This window comes from Prosthecobacter sp. (assembly GCF_044227185.1).
Lineage (GTDB): Bacteria > Verrucomicrobiota > Verrucomicrobiia > Verrucomicrobiales > Verrucomicrobiaceae > Prosthecobacter.
This window is the reverse complement of the sequence record NZ_JBGAFO010000005.1, coordinates 43,502-60,569: the sequence shown is the minus strand read 5'-3', so window position 1 is coordinate 60,569 and position 17,068 is coordinate 43,502. Positions and strand designations below refer to the sequence as shown.

The window sequence follows — 17,068 nt, the reverse complement described above, 5'->3', positions numbered from 1 at the left end:
CTCTTCAGCATTCCGTCAGGGAGTGATGCCTCTTCGGGAGAGCAGGTCGGTGGTGAGTTTGAGAAGCGTGGCGGCAGCGGGAGAGAGCGCGCTGCTTTTTTGCCAGACCGCCGCGATCTGGCGCTCCATCCTGGGCTCCCGGACTGCCACCGTCCGAATGGATGCGGGAAGGCTGGCGGCCGCCAGACGCGGAACGATGGCCAGGCCGAGCCCGGCAGCGACGAGTGCGCGCACCGTTTCAAGCTCGCCGCTCTCGCAGACGATGCGGGGTTCGAAGCCGGCCTTCCGGCAGGACTCCAGGGCGGTGTCCCGCGCGCGACCTTTGTAGAAGACGAAGGATTCACCGGACAACTGGCGCAGCGTCACGCCAGCCTGCCTGGAAAGGGCGTGGGATTTGGCGACGAGAAGGATGAAGGACTCGGTGATGATGGTCTGTGTCTTGAAGGCTGACTTGCTGGCGGGGAGCTGGAGAAAACCGATGTCTGCCTGGCCGGACTCGACGCAGTCGGCCACATGTTCGGAGCTGTCTTCGATCAACTGCAGGGCCACGCCGGAATGCTGGCGGCTGAAGGTGTGGATCACCTCCGGCAGCAGGCAGGCGCTGACACTGGGGATGGCGGCGATGGTCAGCCGGCCGCCGCGCAACTGGGCGACGTCCGAGACGACTGCCCTGGCGGCTTCGGCCTGAATGAGAAGGCCTTCGGCGCGCGGCAGGAAGGCCTTTCCCGCGGCGGTGAGCTGCACTTCTTTGCGGCCGCGGTTGAACAGGGGAGTGCCCAGCTCGGCCTCGAGGTTTTTCATCTGCTGGCTCAGCGCGGGCTGCGCCATGCGCAGGCGGCCTGCCGCCCGGGTGAAGCTGCGCTGGCGGGCGATTTCCAGGAAGTAGCCGAGTTGGTAAAGTTCCATGATGCAGGGGCTAGATTGATGCATGTTGCATCGTTTCCAAGAGGGAACCCTGCTAAACGCGTATGAGAAACATTCTCGGAACCCCGATGAGGCATGCCTGTTTTGTTCTTTGTTTGTCGCTGCTGCTGAGCAGTTGTCAGTCTCCCAAGGTGACGGTCGTCGTGAATCGATTGAAACCGGAAATGCTGAAGGGCAGGACGGTGGGAGTCGAGGGGATGAACATCACGACGGCCTGCTGGCCCGGCAAGTTCATTGAAGAACCGATCTTGAACCAGGCCGGCCAGGTTCTTCAGCATCAGTTGAAGGGGGCTCACGTCTATGTTTTGAATGAAAACGGCGCCCTGCTGGAGAGTGTGGAGAAGGAGCCGCCTGCCAGACCTCAGATCTCTTTGGGACAGACACCGGCGAAAGAGCCGGACTACATCTTCCAAATCATGCTCCGGGCCAACTCTGTGAGCCACACACTCGTCAAGCAGTCGCTGGTCGGGACCGGGCGTCTATGGGATTCACGAACGCGTTCGGGCTCCAGCTCGACCATGTACCCCCGCATCGGCGCCATGAGAGCGATCGACCAACGCGTCTTGAAGGCCGAGTATTTGTTGTCCGACAGCCGGACCCACCAGCTCCTCTGGAAAGCAGAGGCAGAGTCTTCCAAGCTGTTTCATTGCGACTACCGCAACAGGGCGGCGGTGGAGGCGGAGGCGCCGTTCAAGCCGCTTTGGATTGCGATGAATGCCGCTGCCGTGAAATCTCTTCGAAAGTAAGGAAGGACTGCCACGCGGCAGCAGGGCTGGGCGCCGGGGAGATGCTTTCGTTCATCTCATCCCTACCGCGTGGCGCGGAAATTTGCCACGCGGAGCAGCACCTCGGAGACCTGGGCGGGAGTGAGCTGGGATTTGATTTTCTCGGCCTGGGCGCTGGCGTCGGGGTCTCCGTGAGAGGCGGCCAGCAGAAACCAATGCAGGGCCTCGGCGGGGTCTTTCGGCACTCCTTCTCCCTGCAGGCAGCTCTGTGCCATGCTGTACTGAGCCCGGGCGTGGCCCTGCCCGGCGGCTTTGCGGAACCACAGCGCGGCTTTTTCCTGGTTCTGAGCCACGCCCAGGCCATTCGAGTAGCACAAGGCCAGGTGGTACTGGGCTTCGACGTATCTTTGCTCCGCTGCCTTCTGGTACCACTGCGCCCCGGCTGCTGTGGACTTTTCCACGCCGATGCCGGTCATGTGGAGGCTGCCGAGCTCGTCCTGCGCATAGGCATTGCCCTGCTCCGCAGCCTTGTGGGTCCAGCACACCGCCTCTGCTTCGTTCTTTGGCACGCCCTCCCCGGAGAAGTACATCCGCCCCATTTCCAACTGCGCCAGCGCATGGTTCTGCGCCGCCGCCTTGCGGTACCAGTAGGCCGCGGAGGCGGCGTCCGGAGTGGCGCCCTTGCCTGTGATGTAGGCGGTGCCAAGCCGGTACTGGGCCGAGGCGTCTCCACGTTCAGCAGCCTGCTGAAGCCATTTCAAGCTCTGTTCCCCACTCCCGGACAGTCTGCCTGAGGGCAGGGCATTGGCGCCCTGAAAGACAGCCTCCCCCTTGTCCGCGGGGGCGTGGATCCAGCGTGGGCTGTCCTCCGAATTTTGAGCTCCGCCTGCTTCGTGCTCGGCGACTTTGGCATGCCACTTCAAAGCTTCCGCAGGGTCTCTCCGGACGCCCTGGCCCTGATAATAGGCCACCTCCAGGGCGTACTGGGCATTCGCATCGCCCTGATTCGCCGCCTTGAGATACCACCTCACGCCTTCGGCGGGATCCGCAGGCAGGCCCTTGCCGCGCATGTAGGCGTAGCCCAGCTCGCTCTGGGCGCTGGGAATTCCCTGCTCGGCGGCTTTGCGGAACCACCTCAGCCCCTCCGTCACATTTCTGGGCACGCCCGCTCCCTGGAAGCAGGCGCGGCCCAGCTCCACCTGGGCATACACATCCCCATGCTCCGCGGCCCTGCTGAGCCATTGCGCGGTCGCCACCGGGTCCTGCTCAATGCGTTTGTTCAAGCGCACGGCCTTGTGGTGCCAGTTCAAGGCTGCGATGGTGTTCTGTCTCATGCCTTCGCCAATAAGATAGGCATGGGCCACGGCTTCTTCCGCCTCGGCATCTCCCTGTTCCGCGGCGGTGAAGTACCACCGCAGCGCTTCGGTGCTGTCTGGTGTCACGCCTGTGCCGTGGAGGTAGGCATCGCCCAGGGCCACCTGGGCTTTGGCATGGCCCAGGGCCGCTGCTTTCATGTACCACTCCACCGCCGCAGGCAGATCCCGCGCCACGCCCACGCCGCGGGCGCAGCATCTGCCCAGGCTGTAGAAGGCGTCGGCATTCATCTGGTCGGCGGCCAGATGAAACCATCCCACCGCTGTCGCGGCATCCTGCTTCATGCCGGTGCCCGTGAGGCTGGCGCGGCCCAGGGCGTATTCGGCTCTGGCGTCGCCCTGTTCGGCGGCTTTGCGCAGCCATTGGATGCCCTCAGCTATGTTTTTTTTCACTCCCTGGCCCTCAAGAAAGGCGCTGCCCAGGGCCTGCTGGCCTCTGGGATAGCCCTGCTCCGCGGCCAGACGGAACCACTTCACGGCAGCAGCCGTGTCCTTTCGGGTGCCCCTCGCTTCAGCATAGGCCACGCCCAGCAGATGCTGGTATTCCGCTGCACCGCCCTCTGCCGCCAGACGCAGCTCCTTGAAGGACATGCGCAGCTCACGCGAGACATCCGGCCGCAGTGCCTCATGCAGCGCGGCTGCTGACGACGGGGTGTACAGGAGGGCCGACGGCAGCAGGGGCTGGGCGGCAGGCAGTTCCTGACCCGCAGCGCGCCGCGGTGCGAGCGTGCAAATCATGAGGCTGAGGCACATCATCCGCATGGCGATGACCGTTGCTGCCGCAGGCAGACCAACCCTGCCTTTGCCTGCCTGCTGGAGCGGCGCCGCATCCGTGCTCTCTCTTCCATGTTTCGTGGCCGCTGTCTCCCGAGCAAAGGGAGCGACAAATCCGAAGACCTGCAAAGCTTGGGTGGTATTCATAACGACCTCGCTGCAAGCCAAGCATCAGAATGGTGAATGTCACCTCCGATTATTGACGATAGATGGCGGGTGACGATGCGTTCGCGGTGGCATCTCTGCCAGGGGCGGGAGCCCCTGTCTCTGGCCCGCGGATTTGCATCATCATTTTCAATCGTGATGATCGAAAAGAAATCTTTTCCTTATCGGCGGATGCGGCGCAGTATCGGCCCCATGAGCCGCCTCTGCGTTCACACCATCACCACCAAGCCGCTGAGTCTTGAGGAATGTCTTGTCGAGTTCCCGAAGCGCGGCGTCAGCGGCATCACCATCTGGCGTCAGGCGCTGGAAGGGCGTGATCTGGGCGCCGTGGCGCGGCAGACGCGCGAGGCCGGTTTGGAGGTCGTCAGCCTCTGCCGCGGGGGCTTTTTTCCGGCGGCCACGGCGGCGGGGCGGCAGGCGGCCATTGACGACAATCTGAAAGCCATCGAGCAGGCACACGCCATTGGTGCTCCACTCATCGTGCTGGTTTGTGGTGCCGTGCCCGGCCAGCCGCTGACAGAGTCGCGCAGGCAGATCGCCGATGGCATCGCCGCCGTGCTGCCTGCGGCGGAGAAAGCGGGCGTGAAGCTCGCCATCGAGCCCCTGCACCCCATGTATGCGGATGACCGCAGCGCGGTGAACACCCTGCGGCAGGCGCATGAAATCTGTGATTCGCTGGGCTCTCCCAAGAATGTGGGCATCGCGGTGGATGTGTACCACGTGTGGTGGGACCCCGAGCTGAAGGCGCAGATTGATCTCGCCGGGAAAACCGGCCGTCTGCACGCCTTCCACATCTGCGACTGGAGAACGCCCACGGTCGATCTTCTCAATGACCGCGGCCTCATGGGGGAAGGCTGCATCAACATCCGTGAAATCAGCGGCTGGGTGGATGCCACCGGCTTCACCGGCCACCGCGAGGTGGAGATTTTTTCGAACCGCTGGTGGAGCGCGGATCAGGGGAAGTTCCTTGATCAGATCGCGGCTTCTTATTCCCAGCTCTATTCCTAACCAACCAACCAGCTTTATGGAAACCAAACGAATCGGCATCATCATGAACGGCGTCACCGGACGCATGGGTACGAACCAGCACCTGATCCGCTCGATCAAGGCCATCCGCGATCAGGGCGGGCTCAAGGTCAGCGACGACCTCGTCATCATGCCCGACCCCATTCTCACCGGGCGCAATCACGACAAGCTCAAAGCCCTGGCCGAACGCACGGGCGTGGCGCGCTACACCACGGACATTGACGCTGCACTGGCCAGCAAGGAGGACGAGATCTTCTTTGACGCCTCCGGTACGCTGCAGCGCGCGGGCTTTGTGGAGAAGGCGGTCAAGGCAGGGAAGGCCATCTACTGCGAGAAGCCGACGGCGGTGGAAACCCGTGAAGCCCTGCGTCTGGCCAAGCTCTGCGAAGACGCCGGGGTGAAAAACGGTGTGGTGCAGGACAAGCTCTGGCTCAGCGGCATCCGCAAATTCCGCACCCTGCGGGATCAGGGCTTCTTCGGCCGCATCCTCAGCGTGCGCGGTGAGTTCGGCTACTGGGTCTTCACCGGAGAGGACGCCGACCAGCCGGTGCAGCGTCCCTCCTGGAACTACCGAAAGGAGGACGGCGGCGGCATCATCGTGGATATGCTCTGCCACTGGCGCTACGTGGTGGACAATCTTTTTGGCAAAGTGAAGGCGGTGAGCTGCCTGGGGGCCACGCACATCCCCAAACGCCTGGACGAGCGCGGCAAGCCCTACGCCTGCACCAGTGATGATGCCTGCTATGCGACCTTTGAGTGCGAGGGCGGGGTGGTCTGCCAGTTCAACAGCTCCTGGACGGTGCGCGTGCGGCGCGATGACCTCCTGACCATGCAGGTGGACGGCACGCATGGCAGCGCCATCGTGGGCCTGCGCAAATGCTGGGTGCAGAGCATGGGCACCACGCCACGGCCGGTGTGGAATCCGGACATCGACCAGCCGATCAATTTCTTCAACGGCTGGCAGGAAGTGCCAGACACCACCACCTATGACAACGCCTTCAAGATCCAGTGGGAGGAGTTCCTCAAGCACGTGGTGCTGGACACCCCGTTTCCCTGGACCCTGCGTGAAGGCGCCAAGGGGGTGCAGCTGGCGGAACTCGGCCTGCAGAGCTGGGAGCAGCGCAAATGGCTGCCGGTGGACGATCTTTAAGTTCGCATGAACAAAGAATCTTGAGGCGGAAGGCGCTACGGCATTGCGCAACTCCGGTGCGTGGGTGAAGGTACCCCACCGAATGTTGCGCGCCATAGGTCGTTACTCACTCTCCATTGTTCATGAACTGGGCGACTTTGCCCTCTTTACAGGACAGTCTTTTCGTTCCGCGGCGGGAGCGCGGCGGCTGGGCAGGCGGGTGGTCCGCGCGGGTTTTGAGCAGGGGGTGCGCTGCCTGCCGGTGGTCTTGATCGTGGGTCTTTTCACCGGGCTGGTGCTCGGGCTGCAGGGCTACTATGTGCTGAACCGCTTCGGGTCCGAAAGCCTGCTAGGCACCCTGGTCTCCCTGAGCCTGATCCGCGAGCTGGGGCCGGCGCTGGCGGCGCTGATGCTGGTGGGGCAGGCGGGCTCAGCCCTGGCGGCGGAGCTGGGCATTCAGCGCAACACGGAGCAGATCGCTGCGCTGGAGACCATGGGCGTGAGCAGCCACTCGTACCTCGTCACCCCGCGTCTGATCGCGGCGCTGGTGGTGTATCCCATGCAGACTGCGTTGTTTGTCACGGTAGGATTGTGGGGAGGAAGTCTGTCGGGCTCGCTGCTGCTGGGACTGGAGCCGGGTGTTTACTGGTCCGCGGCGGAGCACGCGGTGAAGGCCCAGGACGTGCGGGAGTGTTTTATCAAGGCGGCCACCTTTGGGCTGCTGACCATCTCGCTGTGCGCCTACCATGGCTTTAACGCGCACCGCTGCCGCTCAGCCACCGGCGCGCGCGCGGTCAGCGCCTCCACCACGCGGGCGGTGGTGCTCTCAAGCATCGCCGTGCTGGCCGCGGACTATGTCATCACCTCCTTCCTCGTCTGACCATGGCCGCCGAGACCCACCCACCCATGCTGCTGAGCATCGAAGGCTTGTACAAGCGCTTCGGGGGGAACGTGGTGCTGGACGGGGCCAACCTCAATGTGCCGCGCGGGAGCCTGGTGACTGTTCTGGGCCGCAGCGGAGCCGGCAAGTCCGTGCTGCTGAAGTGCCTGGCGGCGGTGGAGCAACCGGACGCGGGCCGCATTTCCTTTGATGGCAAACCGCTGGGGCCGGGGGATGCTGCCGCGCGTGCCGACTTCCGCCGCCGCTGCAGTTTTCTGTTTCAGAGCAATGCGCTGTTTGATTCGCTCACGGTGCTGGAAAATGTGGCGCTGCCGCTGGAGCAGACAACCAGCCTGCCGGACAAGGAGATCCGCGAACGCTGCCTGGAGGCGCTGCGTCAGCTCGAGCTTGAGACGCATCAGGACCGCTATCCAAGCCAGCTTTCCGGGGGCATGCAGAAGCGCCTGGCGCTGGCGCGCGCGATTGTGACGCGGCCGGAGCTGGTGCTGTTTGACGAGCCCACCGCCGGGCTGGACCCGCTGCGGCGCAACGCGGTGTTTGCCATGATCGCGAAGTATCAGCGGCAGTTTGGTTTCACCGCCCTGGTGGTGACCCATGACCTGACAGAGGCGCTGATCGCGAGCGACCGCGTGGCGCTGCTGGACCAGGGAAGGATGTGCTTTGAAGGCACGCCCGCTGAATTTTCTTCTTCCACCGCCGCCGTGGTGTGTGATTTTCGCGACAGCGCGGCCGCACTTGGCCGCACAATTGCTGAAATGCGCCGCGGCGCCGCCCTCCAATCTCAAGACTCATGAAACAATCCAAGCTGGAACTCTACGTTGGGCTCTTTGTGGTCCTGGGACTCGCCGCCGTCGTGTATCTCACCGTCAAGCTCGGCGCGCGCTCGATGCTGGGCGGGGACACCTATGTGGTGGAGGCGCGTTTCACCAATGCCGGCGGGCTCAACACCGGCAGCAGCGTGCTGGTGGCGGGCGTGCCGGTGGGACGGGTGGAGGCCATCCGCGTGGATGGCGCGGACTACAGCGCCATGGTGACGCTGCGCGTGCAGGCGGGCCTGAAGCTGCCCACGGACACGATGGCTTCCATCAAAACGACCGGGCTCATCGGAGACAAATACGTGGCGCTTGCGCCCGGCGCGGACGAAACCTATCTTTCCGCAGGTTCACGGATCACGATGACTGAGTCCTCGGTCGATCTTGAATCGTTGATTGGCAAGATGGCTTTCGGCAGTGTTGAAAAAGGCAAAGACCCCCCCCCTCCAGCTCCATGACCCTACGTTTTCTGCTCCCGCTCCTCCTCGTGGCCGCCGCACCGCTGGCCGCCACAGCCCAGCTTGCCGAAGCCCAGGCCCGTCTGAAATCAGCAGTGACTGAGGTGCTGGCCGTGGCTGATCGTACCGCCAACCGCAATGCCCTGCCGGAGAGCCTGCGCCCGACGCTGCAAAGGCACGTGAGTTTTGAAACCATGACCAAGCGCGCCGTGGGCCCCGGGTGGCGGCAGTTCACGCCCGCGCAGCAGCAGCAGGCCACGCAGCTTTTTGAGACGCTGATCGTGCGCAGCTACAGCAGCAAGTTCACGCCCGGGGAGCATCCTGCCATCACCTACCAGACGGCGGTGGAGCCGGCCGCGGGGCGCGTGGATGTGCCGACGAGCATGGTTTACAAAGGCAGCCGCTATACCGTTATTTACCGCATGGAGCAGACCCAGGGCTGGCGCATCACGGATGTGGTGGTCGAAGGGGTCAGCCTGATCGCCAATTATCGCAGCCAGCTTGATGCGCAGTTTAAAAAAGGTGGCGCAAACGCCGTGATAAGCTCTCTTACGCAATCTGTCTCCCGCCCCCAATGAAATACCACGCAATCTCACTCCGTCTCCTGTTGCTCGCAGCCACCCCGCTGCTGACTGACTGCAGTTCCCCGGCCGCAAGGACCGCTGTGAAATCCCCCGGGGCGGCAGCTTCCGCGAACACCACGAAGGGCACGGCCGCTGACAAAGCCGGTCCGGCCAGGGAGGATGCCGAAACAGATGAATACGCCACGGTGGCGGACATCTCCGATCCTTTGGAGCCGCTCAACCGCGGCACCTTTTGGGTGAACGACCAGTTGTACACCTTCGTGCTGCGTCCGATTTCCAAGGGCTATGAGCTGATCCTGCCGAAACCGGTGCGCAAGGGGATCGACAATGCCTTTGAGAACGTGAAATATCCTGTGCGGTTTGTGAACTGCACGCTGCAGGGCAAGTTCAAGCGTGCTGGACAGGAGACCGGGAAGTTTGTGGTGAACACTGTGGGTGGTGTCGGCGGCATTTTCCGCCCTGCGGAAAAGATTCCGGCGCTGGCCAATGTGCCGGAGGAAGACACGGCGCAGACTTTTGCCAAGTGGGGCATCCCGAACGGCCCCTACCTGGTGCTGCCGGTGCTGGGCCCCAGCAGCGTGCGCGATGGCATCGGGCTGGCGGGCGACTATGCGCTCAATCCGGTCAACTGGCCCTACATCTGGTGGTACGCCAAACGGTCCAAGCATGACTGGACCATTGTCCCGCCCCTGGCCAACACGCTGCGCTCCACACCGACCCAGATGGACAAATATGACACGGTCACGAAGGATGCGGTGGACCCGTATCTCTCCGCACGCAGCTCCTACAGCCAGAACCGGGCTGAGGCGGAGAAGAAGTGAGCTGAGCATTCAGGCCGTGGTTGAAGATTGATTGTGTGCGACCACGGCCGGCGCTGGCGCAAGGCAGTCCTCTCGCCGCCCGAGGGAAACGGGACGCTTTCGCAGCGGCGGAGGATTTCTGAATAGTGGAACGCGTGGGATGTAGCGTGAGCGCCGGGCTCATCTCGCGGAGCGAGATGGCTACTTTGCTGGCGGCTTCGCAGCTGCAAGCTGGTTTTTTCAGACAGCGTCTCGTCCGCGGCAGGTCGTCCGCGTGCGGCGTGTTTTCCCCGGTCGAGAGGAGGGCTCTGTGCCATTCGCGCTCAGGCGAGAAAGCCTTTCGGCTGCGAAGACAGAACCGTTCTCAATTCCAATGATCGAGGCATCGCCTGCAACGCCACGGCACCTGCCTGCCGGAGGGGCAGACGGCCCGCCGTCTCACTCCCGCACGGGGATGGCGCGGGGGATGTTTTCGAGGCCGGGGGAGCCGAACTGCATGGACTCCTCATAGACCTTGCTGCGGCCGCTCTCGATGTTGTTGGGCGTGTCCAGGGGATCTTCCGAACGCACGATGTGCGGCTGGATGAAGATAAGGAGCTCGTTGCGGGTGGTCTGGTTCTGGGTGGTGCCAAAAAGATGTCCCAGTACCGGGATCCGACTGAGGCCGATGACGCCGTTTTTGGACTTGTTGATGTTTTCGGTGATCAAACCGCCCAGCACGATGGTGGAGCCGTTTTTCACCGCCACCTCCGTGACCAGCTCCTGCGTGCCGATGGTGGGAACGGTGTTGCCGCCGATGGTCTGGGAGCCGACGATGTTGTCATTGATCTGGCCGATGGTGAGCGTGACTTCGTCGTCGGAATTGATGAGGGGGATGACCTCCAGCTTGAGCACCACATCACGGTAGTCCACGCTGACGCTGGTGTTGGCCACGCCGGCGGAGAAGGCGCCATTGGTCAGGATGGTGGCGGGGACGGCGATGCGCTGGCCGGAGGAGATGACGGACTTGGCGGCGTTCTTGGCGTAGATGCTGGGAGTGGCCAGCACCTTGAAGTTGCTGTTGTTGTCGATGACTTTGATGTAGTTGCTCAGGGAGCCGATCTGTCCGTAGAGATTGAGCTGACCGAACTTGGCCGGGAACTGGACGATGTTGGCAGCGGTCGTGGTGGTGGTGCCGCCGGACACGGTGGTGGAGGAGTTGTTGCTGTTGCGGGTGACGCTGAAATCCGTGAGCAGCTTGAGGAAATCGACGCCGTAGTTGAAGTTTTTGCCCAGGCTGAGCTGGCCGATGATGGCGGAGATGTAGATCTGCTGCGGGCGCACATCCATCTCCTTCAGGAGCTGATCAATGCGGGCGATGTGCTCCGGCGAGCCGGAGACCACGAGGCTGTTGGACTGGGGGTCGGCAATGAGCTGAGTCTTGCCCACCACCATGGATTCCGGTGCGCCCACATCCTCCGGCTTGTCCAGGAGGCTGCGGCTGGAGTTGGAGGAATTGCCGCTGCGGGAGCCGCTGCTGCCACCCAGGCCCACATTGGTGCTGAAGGGGCTGCTGCTGCCAGAGCTGACGCTGCGGTTGTTGTCGGTGGAAGGAGAGTTCGAGGAGGGGCTGGTCTTGCGGCGGGTGCTGCCACCGCCGCTGGAGGCCATGCCGTTTTCGGACTGAATGTCGGTGTCCCGCGCCAGGGCATTGTAGGCAACGGGCAGGAAATCCATCACGTTGAGGTAGCGCAGGCGGCGCTTGAGGAAGTTGCTGCCGTCGTCCTGCTTGTCGAGCTTCTGCACCAGGCCCCTGATGTAGGTGATGTCCACCGGGCGGCCGATGATGAGGAGTTCATTGGTGCGGCGGTAGGCGAAGACCTTCACGCGGGCACCGGCGGGATTGGTGGCGGCCGTGCTGGAATAGGCGGCCGGGTTGACGGGTGTGGGAGGTGCGCCGGGGCGGGCGGCCGGATTGGGCACGGCAACGGGAGACGAGCCGGTGCTCTTGGACTTTTCCTCCTGCTCGAAGATTTCATTCACGATCTCGGCCACCAGCTCCACATCAGAGCGCTCCAGCTTGATCATTTCATTGGCGGTTTCCGTGGGCGGCACGTCGATGATCTGCGCGATCTCGCAGATGCTGCGGATGGTGGCGCTGTTTTCCGTGATGATGAGGGCGGTGTCATTGGAGACGCTGGACATGGCGCCATAGCTGTTGAGCTTGATGACCTGCTGGAAGGCCTTGGCGGCTTCATCCGCGGAGATGAACTGCAGGGGCAGCACGTAGTGGCAGATTTCTTCGTTCAGCGGCAGGTCGCGCAGGGAATTGTACACCTTCAAACCGGCGGCGGTGGGGCTTTTGCCACCCGATTGATTGATCACTTTCGCGGTGGTGGCGTCGATGTGGATGATGGCGTAGCCATTCAGAAGCAGGGTGGCCTCAATGAAGTCGATGGCGTCCTTTTTGGTGAGCATCTGCGGGGAGATGATGCGGAGAGGCTCGCCCCCCAGGGCGGAGTCGAGGATGAGCTTTTTTCCCGTGAGCTGGGTGTAAAACGGGATGATGGCCTGGATGGGAGCGCTGGGAAAATTGACCTTGATGGTGGCGCCCTCTCCCACGGGCACGTAGGTGCCAGCGTTTGTCTGGGCTGCGGGCAGTGGTACCCTGGGGGCCAGAGTGGGCGGCGCGGCCGGGGCCTGAGCCTTGGCTCCCTGCCGCATGCCGAGAATCAAAAGCACCAGCAAGACTGCGAAGCGCAGCCGCATGGGCAGGTGAGAAGGGGATTTGGACATATTATTGAAATTACAAATATTATATTGAATTTAGGCTTAGCGGCAAGGATTTAGTTAATATCTATTAAAATTCGCAAGGTCGGCTCAGCGCTGAATGTGGCTCTTGCAAGCCGGCACGCCCCATGGATGGTCGGACCCCATGATCTCCATTCAGGGTCTTACGAAGCGCTTCGGCGCCCAAACTGCCGTTGACCATCTGAACTGGGAGGTGCCACCGGGAAAAATCGTGGGGCTGCTGGGGCCGAACGGGGCGGGGAAGACCACCACGCTGAAAATGGTCACGGGCATGCTGCAGCCGGATGAGGGCACCGCGCTGATCTGCGGGGTGAACATCTCCACCCACCCCGTGGAGGCCAAGCGGCTGCTGGGGTTCGTGCCGGACTCGGGCGCGGTGTATGAGTCCCTGACCGGGCTGGAATTTCTCCTGATGATCGGGGCGCTGTACGGCATCCATGAGGATGAGGCGAGGCCCCGCATCCGGCAGTTTCTGGATTTCTTTGAGCTGGATGAGCAGACGCTCACTGCCAAGCTTCTAGGGGCGTACTCGAAGGGCATGCGGCGCAAGGTGGTGATCACCGCCGCGCTGCTGCACAACCCCAAGGTGGTGCTGCTGGATGAGCCGCTGGACGGGCTGGATGCCAACGCCGCGGTGGGCTTCAAGGCGCTGCTGGAGACGCTGGCCCGCGAGGGCAAGACCATTGTGTACAGCTCCCATGTGCTGGATGTGGTGGAGCGTGTGTGCAATCGCGTGGCCATCATGGCTCAGGGCAGGCTGCTGGTGGAGGGGGCGCCGCAGGAACTGCAGCAGCAGCACGGGGCGGACACGCTGGAGCAGCTCTTCACCCGGCTGACCGGCCTCAGCGGCCTGGAGGCGCGGGCGCAGACCTTTGCCAAAACCCTGCTGTCATGAGCACGACCGCCGAAAGCATGGAGAGCACGCCCCGCCGCCGGCCGCCCTCGCCCGCGAAGGTGCTGCGCGGCCTGTTTTGGAAGCTGCTGTTTCGCGGGCGCGCGGTGCAGCAGGCGGGGGCGCAGAAAACGCGGCGGCAGATCGGGCTCGGCATGACCCTTTTCATTTACGCGATGGTCGGCCTCATGCCCGCCTTGTTTGCGCAGGGCGTGGACCTCTTTGTCTTCGCCTGCACGCTGCATGGCTTCACCTTCATGTTTGCCTCGCTGACGCTGGCCTCCAGCGCGGGGACGATGCTCTTCATGAAGGAGGAGGCGGAGATCCTGCTGCACCGGCCGGTGACGCCGCAGCAGATGCTGCGGGCAAAGTGCACCGTGCTGGCGGGCTTTGCGCTGGTGCTCGCGCTGGCCCTGAACCTGGCGGGCTTCTTCACCGGGCTGGGCTGCAAGGGGGCCACGTGGCGCTTCATCCCCGCGCATCTCTTTTCCACCGCGCTGCTGATGGTCTTCTCCGCCGCAAGCATCGTGCTGGTGTACAACGCCTGCCTCAAATGGTTTGGGCGCGAGCGTCTGGACAACCTGCTGGCCACGCTGCAGTCGCTGCTGACGATCGTCATGATCATGGGCGGGCAGATCATGCCGCGCCTCATGCAGGTGGAGATGTTCAAACATTTCGACCACGTCAGCGGCTGGATGCTGGCGCTGCCGCCCCTGTGGTTTGGCGCGCTGGATGCGCTGATCAGCGGCTCCACCTTCGCTCCCTCCACGCTGTGGCTGCCGGCGGGGCTCGCGGTGGCTGCCACCGCTGTGACGAGCTGGCTGGCGCTGGAAAAACTGGGCGGCGCCTACGGCCAGGGGCTGATGAATTTGAACGAGGCCGCCGGCACGGTGAAGGAACGCACGAAGCCGCGTGGCGTATGGCTGGCCGCCATGGTCCGGATGCCGCCGCTGCGCTGGTGGCTGGGAGATGCGGTGGAGCGGGAGTCATTCAAGCTGACCACCGCCTATCTCTTTCGGGACCGCGAGATCAAGCTGCGGCTGTACCCGGGCATCGCGCCCATGCTCATCATGCCGCTGATCATGCTGTTTTCCGGAGGCCGGGGCCGCGGCGCGGCCGAGGCGGGGATGATGATCCAGGGCTTTGCCACCTGCTTTCTTGGCATGGTCTCGCTGCAGGCTTTGATGTTTCTCGGCTGCTCCGAGCACTGGCGTGCCTCGGCCTTTTTCCATGTGGCGCCGCTGCGGCACTGGACGCCGCTGTTTCACGGCGCGCGCAAGGCGGTGCTCTGCTGGCTGAGTTTTCCAGTGCTCCTTTTGCAGACTGGTCTGATGTGCGGCCTCCAGCGCTCATGGACGCCGCTGATGCTCAGCCTGCCGGCCGTGCTGTTTCTCCCCACCTTTTCCCTCGTCACCGGTCTGGTGGGCCAGTGGCTGCCGCTGGCCAAACCCTCCGAGGAGGTGAAGAACACGGCCGCCGGCTGTCTGATGATGGCGGGCTCGATGATCGCCGCAGGGGTGATCGGCGGACTCTCGAGCTGGATGTGGCACACCGGCCATTTCGGGCTCTTCCTGGCCGGGGAGGCGGTGGTGATGCTGGGGGCGACCGTGCTCATGAAATACCTCATGCGGGACACGCCCTGGGTGGCGCAGGCGGAGTGAAGAAGATTTCCCGTTTCCTCACGCCGCTTTGCAGCTATTCAAAGCGCCAGCCACCATGACCCACGCCGAAGCCTCCAGACGCGCCGCCACACTCAGCGCCGAACTTCACCGCCACAACCGTCTCTACTACGCGGAGGCACGTCCTGAAATCAGCGACCAGCAGTTTGATGCGCTGCTCAAAGAGCTGCAGGAGATCGAGGCGAAGTTTCCGGATCTGCGGACGCCGGACTCGCCAACTCAGAGAGTGGGCGGGGCGCCGCTGGAGGGTTTTACCCAGATCACGCACAGCGTGCGCATGATGAGCCTGGACAACACCTACTCCGAGGAGGAACTGGCCGCCTTTTTTGCCCGGGTGCAGAAAGGGCTGGGGCGCGAGAAGATCGACTGCGTCATCGAACCCAAGGTGGATGGCGTGGCGATCACCATCCGCTATGAAAACGGTCTGCTCAAATACGGCGCCACGCGTGGCGACGGGCAGACGGGCGACGATGTGACGAACAATCTCAAGACTCTCAAACGCCTGCCTTTGCGCCTGCCCAAGGAGGGGCCGCAGAACTTTGAAGTGCGTGGCGAAGTCTTCATGACGAAGGCAGGTTTTGCCAAGCTCAACCAGGAGCGCGAGGAGGCCGGCGAGCCCACCTTTGCCAACCCGCGCAACTCCACCGCTGGAACGTTGAAACTGCTGGATCCGAAGATCGTGGCGAAGCGGCCGCTGGACATTGTCTTCTACGGACTGGCGGAAGCGAGTGATGTGGAGTCGCAGACGGAAGTTTACGCCCTGCTCGATGCCGCGGGCCTGCGCAAGGCGGATCTGATCTGGCATGCCGACAGCGCGGAGGGGCTGCTCAAGGCCATTCGCGAACTCGATGAAAAACGCAAAACCCTGCCCTATGAAACCGATGGCGCGGTGATCAAGGTGAACAGCTTTGCGGATCAGCGCGAGCTCGGTGTCACCAGCAAGGCGCCGCGCTGGGCCATCGCCTACAAATACCAGCCCGAGCAGGCGGAGACAAAGATCACCGCCATCGACATCCAGGTGGGGCGCACCGGGGCACTCACGCCGGTGGCGCGGCTGGTGCCCGTGCTCGTCAGCGGCAGCACGGTCAGCAATGCCACGCTGCACAATTACGAGGAGATCGAGCGCAAGGACATCCGCGTGGGTGACACCGTCATCATTGAAAAAGCCGGCGAGATCATCCCGGCCGTTGTCTCCGTGAAGAAGGAGCTGCGCCAGGGAGACGAAGTCCCCGTGCACGTGCCCGCGCACTGCCCTGTCTGTGGCACTGCCGTCCACAAGGATGAGGAGCAGGTGGTCATCCGCTGCCCCAATCCGCACTGCCCGGAGGTGGTGAAGCGCCGCATCGAGCACTTCGTCAGCCGTGGGGCCATGGACATCAGCGGCCTGGGGGAGGCGGTGATCGCGCAGCTCGTGGAACTGAAGCTTGTCAAAGATGTGGCTGATCTCTACGACCTCAACGAGCTGTCGCTGGCGCGGCTGGAGCGTGTGGGCACCAAGAGCATCGACAACTACCTCAAGGCCATTGCCGCGAGCAAGCAGCAGGACCCCTGGCGTCTCGTTTTCGGTCTCGGCATTCTCCATGTGGGCGCTGGTGGCGCACGCAAGCTCATCGAGCACTTTGGCGGCATCGATGCCATCGCCAAAGCCAGCGTGGAGGAGCTCGAGCAGTGTCCTGACATTGGCGAGATCGTAGCCGTCAGCATTCACGCCTGGTTCCGCGACCATCACAACCTGACGCTGCTGGACCGCCTGCGTGCCGCGGGTCTCAACTTCACCCAGAAGGCTGTGGCGGCTGAGTCCGACAAACTCAACGGCACCACCTGGGTCATCACCGGCACCCTGAGCGAAGACCGCGAGACCATCGCTGACATCATACGCGCCCACGGGGGCAAGGTCAGCGGCAGCGTCAGCGGCAAGACGACCTACCTTCTCGCTGGAGAAGAGGCTGGGAGCAAGCTCGACAAAGCCACCAAGCTCGGCGTGAAGATCGTGAACGAAGCGGAGTTCCGCGGGATGATTTGAAGAAGAGGGGGAT

General features: G+C 63.2%; 14 protein-coding genes. 11 read left to right on the top strand and 3 right to left on the bottom strand.

Annotation, left to right across the window (positions count from 1 at the left end):
• Positions 1-15: 15 nt before the first annotated feature.
• The gene (locus ACILSQ_RS13295) at positions 16-906 is read right to left on the bottom strand and encodes a LysR family transcriptional regulator (protein WP_395744124.1); all 891 of its coding nucleotides are present in this window, start codon (positions 904-906) and stop codon (positions 16-18) included.
• A 113-nt stretch (positions 907-1,019) separates the two neighbouring features.
• On the opposite strand from ACILSQ_RS13295, the gene ACILSQ_RS13290 reads away from it, so the two are divergent.
• On the top strand, positions 1,020-1,670 hold the full coding sequence (locus tag ACILSQ_RS13290) for a hypothetical protein (protein WP_395744123.1): 651 nt from the start codon (positions 1,020-1,022) through the stop codon (positions 1,668-1,670).
• A gap of 62 nt (positions 1,671-1,732) precedes the next feature.
• Here ACILSQ_RS13290 and ACILSQ_RS13285 read toward each other — a convergent pair whose 3' ends face one another.
• Entirely contained in the window at positions 1,733-3,943 is a 2,211-nt protein-coding gene (locus ACILSQ_RS13285; protein WP_395744122.1) for a hypothetical protein, read from the bottom strand.
• A gap of 210 nt (positions 3,944-4,153) precedes the next feature.
• Between ACILSQ_RS13285 and ACILSQ_RS13280 the strand changes: the two genes are divergently transcribed.
• From ACILSQ_RS13280 to ACILSQ_RS13250, 7 genes are all read left to right on the top strand, one after another.
• A complete protein-coding gene (locus ACILSQ_RS13280; protein WP_395744121.1) occupies positions 4,154-4,969 on the top strand; it encodes a sugar phosphate isomerase/epimerase family protein in 816 nt (271 codons plus the stop codon).
• Between the two features lie 16 nt (positions 4,970-4,985).
• Entirely contained in the window at positions 4,986-6,137 is a 1,152-nt protein-coding gene (locus tag ACILSQ_RS13275) for a Gfo/Idh/MocA family protein (RefSeq protein ID WP_395744120.1), read from the top strand.
• Positions 6,138-6,219: 82 nt separating this feature from the next.
• Positions 6,220-6,996: an MlaE family ABC transporter permease gene (locus ACILSQ_RS13270; RefSeq protein ID WP_395744119.1), complete on the top strand. Its 777-nt coding sequence runs from the start codon at positions 6,220-6,222 to the stop codon at positions 6,994-6,996.
• A 2-nt stretch (positions 6,997-6,998) separates the two neighbouring features.
• A complete protein-coding gene (locus tag ACILSQ_RS13265; RefSeq protein WP_395744118.1) occupies positions 6,999-7,811 on the top strand; it encodes an ABC transporter ATP-binding protein in 813 nt (270 codons plus the stop codon).
• Complete coding sequence (gene mlaD / locus ACILSQ_RS13260) at positions 7,808-8,287, top strand: outer membrane lipid asymmetry maintenance protein MlaD (protein WP_395744117.1); 480 nt, start codon at positions 7,808-7,810, stop codon at positions 8,285-8,287. Before ACILSQ_RS13265 ends, mlaD begins: the two co-directional genes overlap by 4 nt.
• Positions 8,284-8,865 (top strand): ABC transporter substrate-binding protein, encoded by a 582-nt coding sequence (locus ACILSQ_RS13255; protein ID WP_395744116.1) that lies wholly within the window; start codon positions 8,284-8,286, stop codon positions 8,863-8,865. The genes mlaD and ACILSQ_RS13255 overlap by 4 nt, the downstream gene beginning before the upstream one ends.
• Positions 8,862-9,692, top strand: a complete 831-nt coding sequence (locus ACILSQ_RS13250) for a VacJ family lipoprotein (RefSeq protein ID WP_395744115.1) — start codon at positions 8,862-8,864, stop codon at positions 9,690-9,692. Before ACILSQ_RS13255 ends, ACILSQ_RS13250 begins: the two co-directional genes overlap by 4 nt.
• 417 nt (positions 9,693-10,109) lie before the next feature.
• On the opposite strand, the gene ACILSQ_RS13245 is transcribed toward ACILSQ_RS13250, so the two are convergent.
• A complete protein-coding gene (locus ACILSQ_RS13245) occupies positions 10,110-12,446 on the bottom strand; it encodes a secretin N-terminal domain-containing protein (RefSeq protein ID WP_395744114.1) in 2,337 nt (778 codons plus the stop codon).
• 139 nt (positions 12,447-12,585) lie between these two features.
• On the opposite strand from ACILSQ_RS13245, the gene ACILSQ_RS13240 reads away from it, so the two are divergent.
• From ACILSQ_RS13240 to ligA, 3 genes are read left to right on the top strand one after another with little or no spacing between them, the layout of a single operon-like run.
• The gene (locus tag ACILSQ_RS13240) at positions 12,586-13,356 is read left to right on the top strand and encodes an ABC transporter ATP-binding protein (RefSeq protein WP_395744113.1); all 771 of its coding nucleotides are present in this window, start codon (positions 12,586-12,588) and stop codon (positions 13,354-13,356) included.
• Positions 13,353-15,014 (top strand): hypothetical protein, encoded by a 1,662-nt coding sequence (locus ACILSQ_RS13235; protein ID WP_395744112.1) that lies wholly within the window; start codon positions 13,353-13,355, stop codon positions 15,012-15,014. The genes ACILSQ_RS13240 and ACILSQ_RS13235 overlap by 4 nt, the downstream gene beginning before the upstream one ends.
• 55 nt (positions 15,015-15,069) lie before the next feature.
• Complete coding sequence (gene ligA / locus ACILSQ_RS13230; RefSeq protein ID WP_395744111.1) at positions 15,070-17,055, top strand: NAD-dependent DNA ligase LigA; 1,986 nt, start codon at positions 15,070-15,072, stop codon at positions 17,053-17,055.
• Positions 17,056-17,068 lie beyond the last annotated feature (13 nt).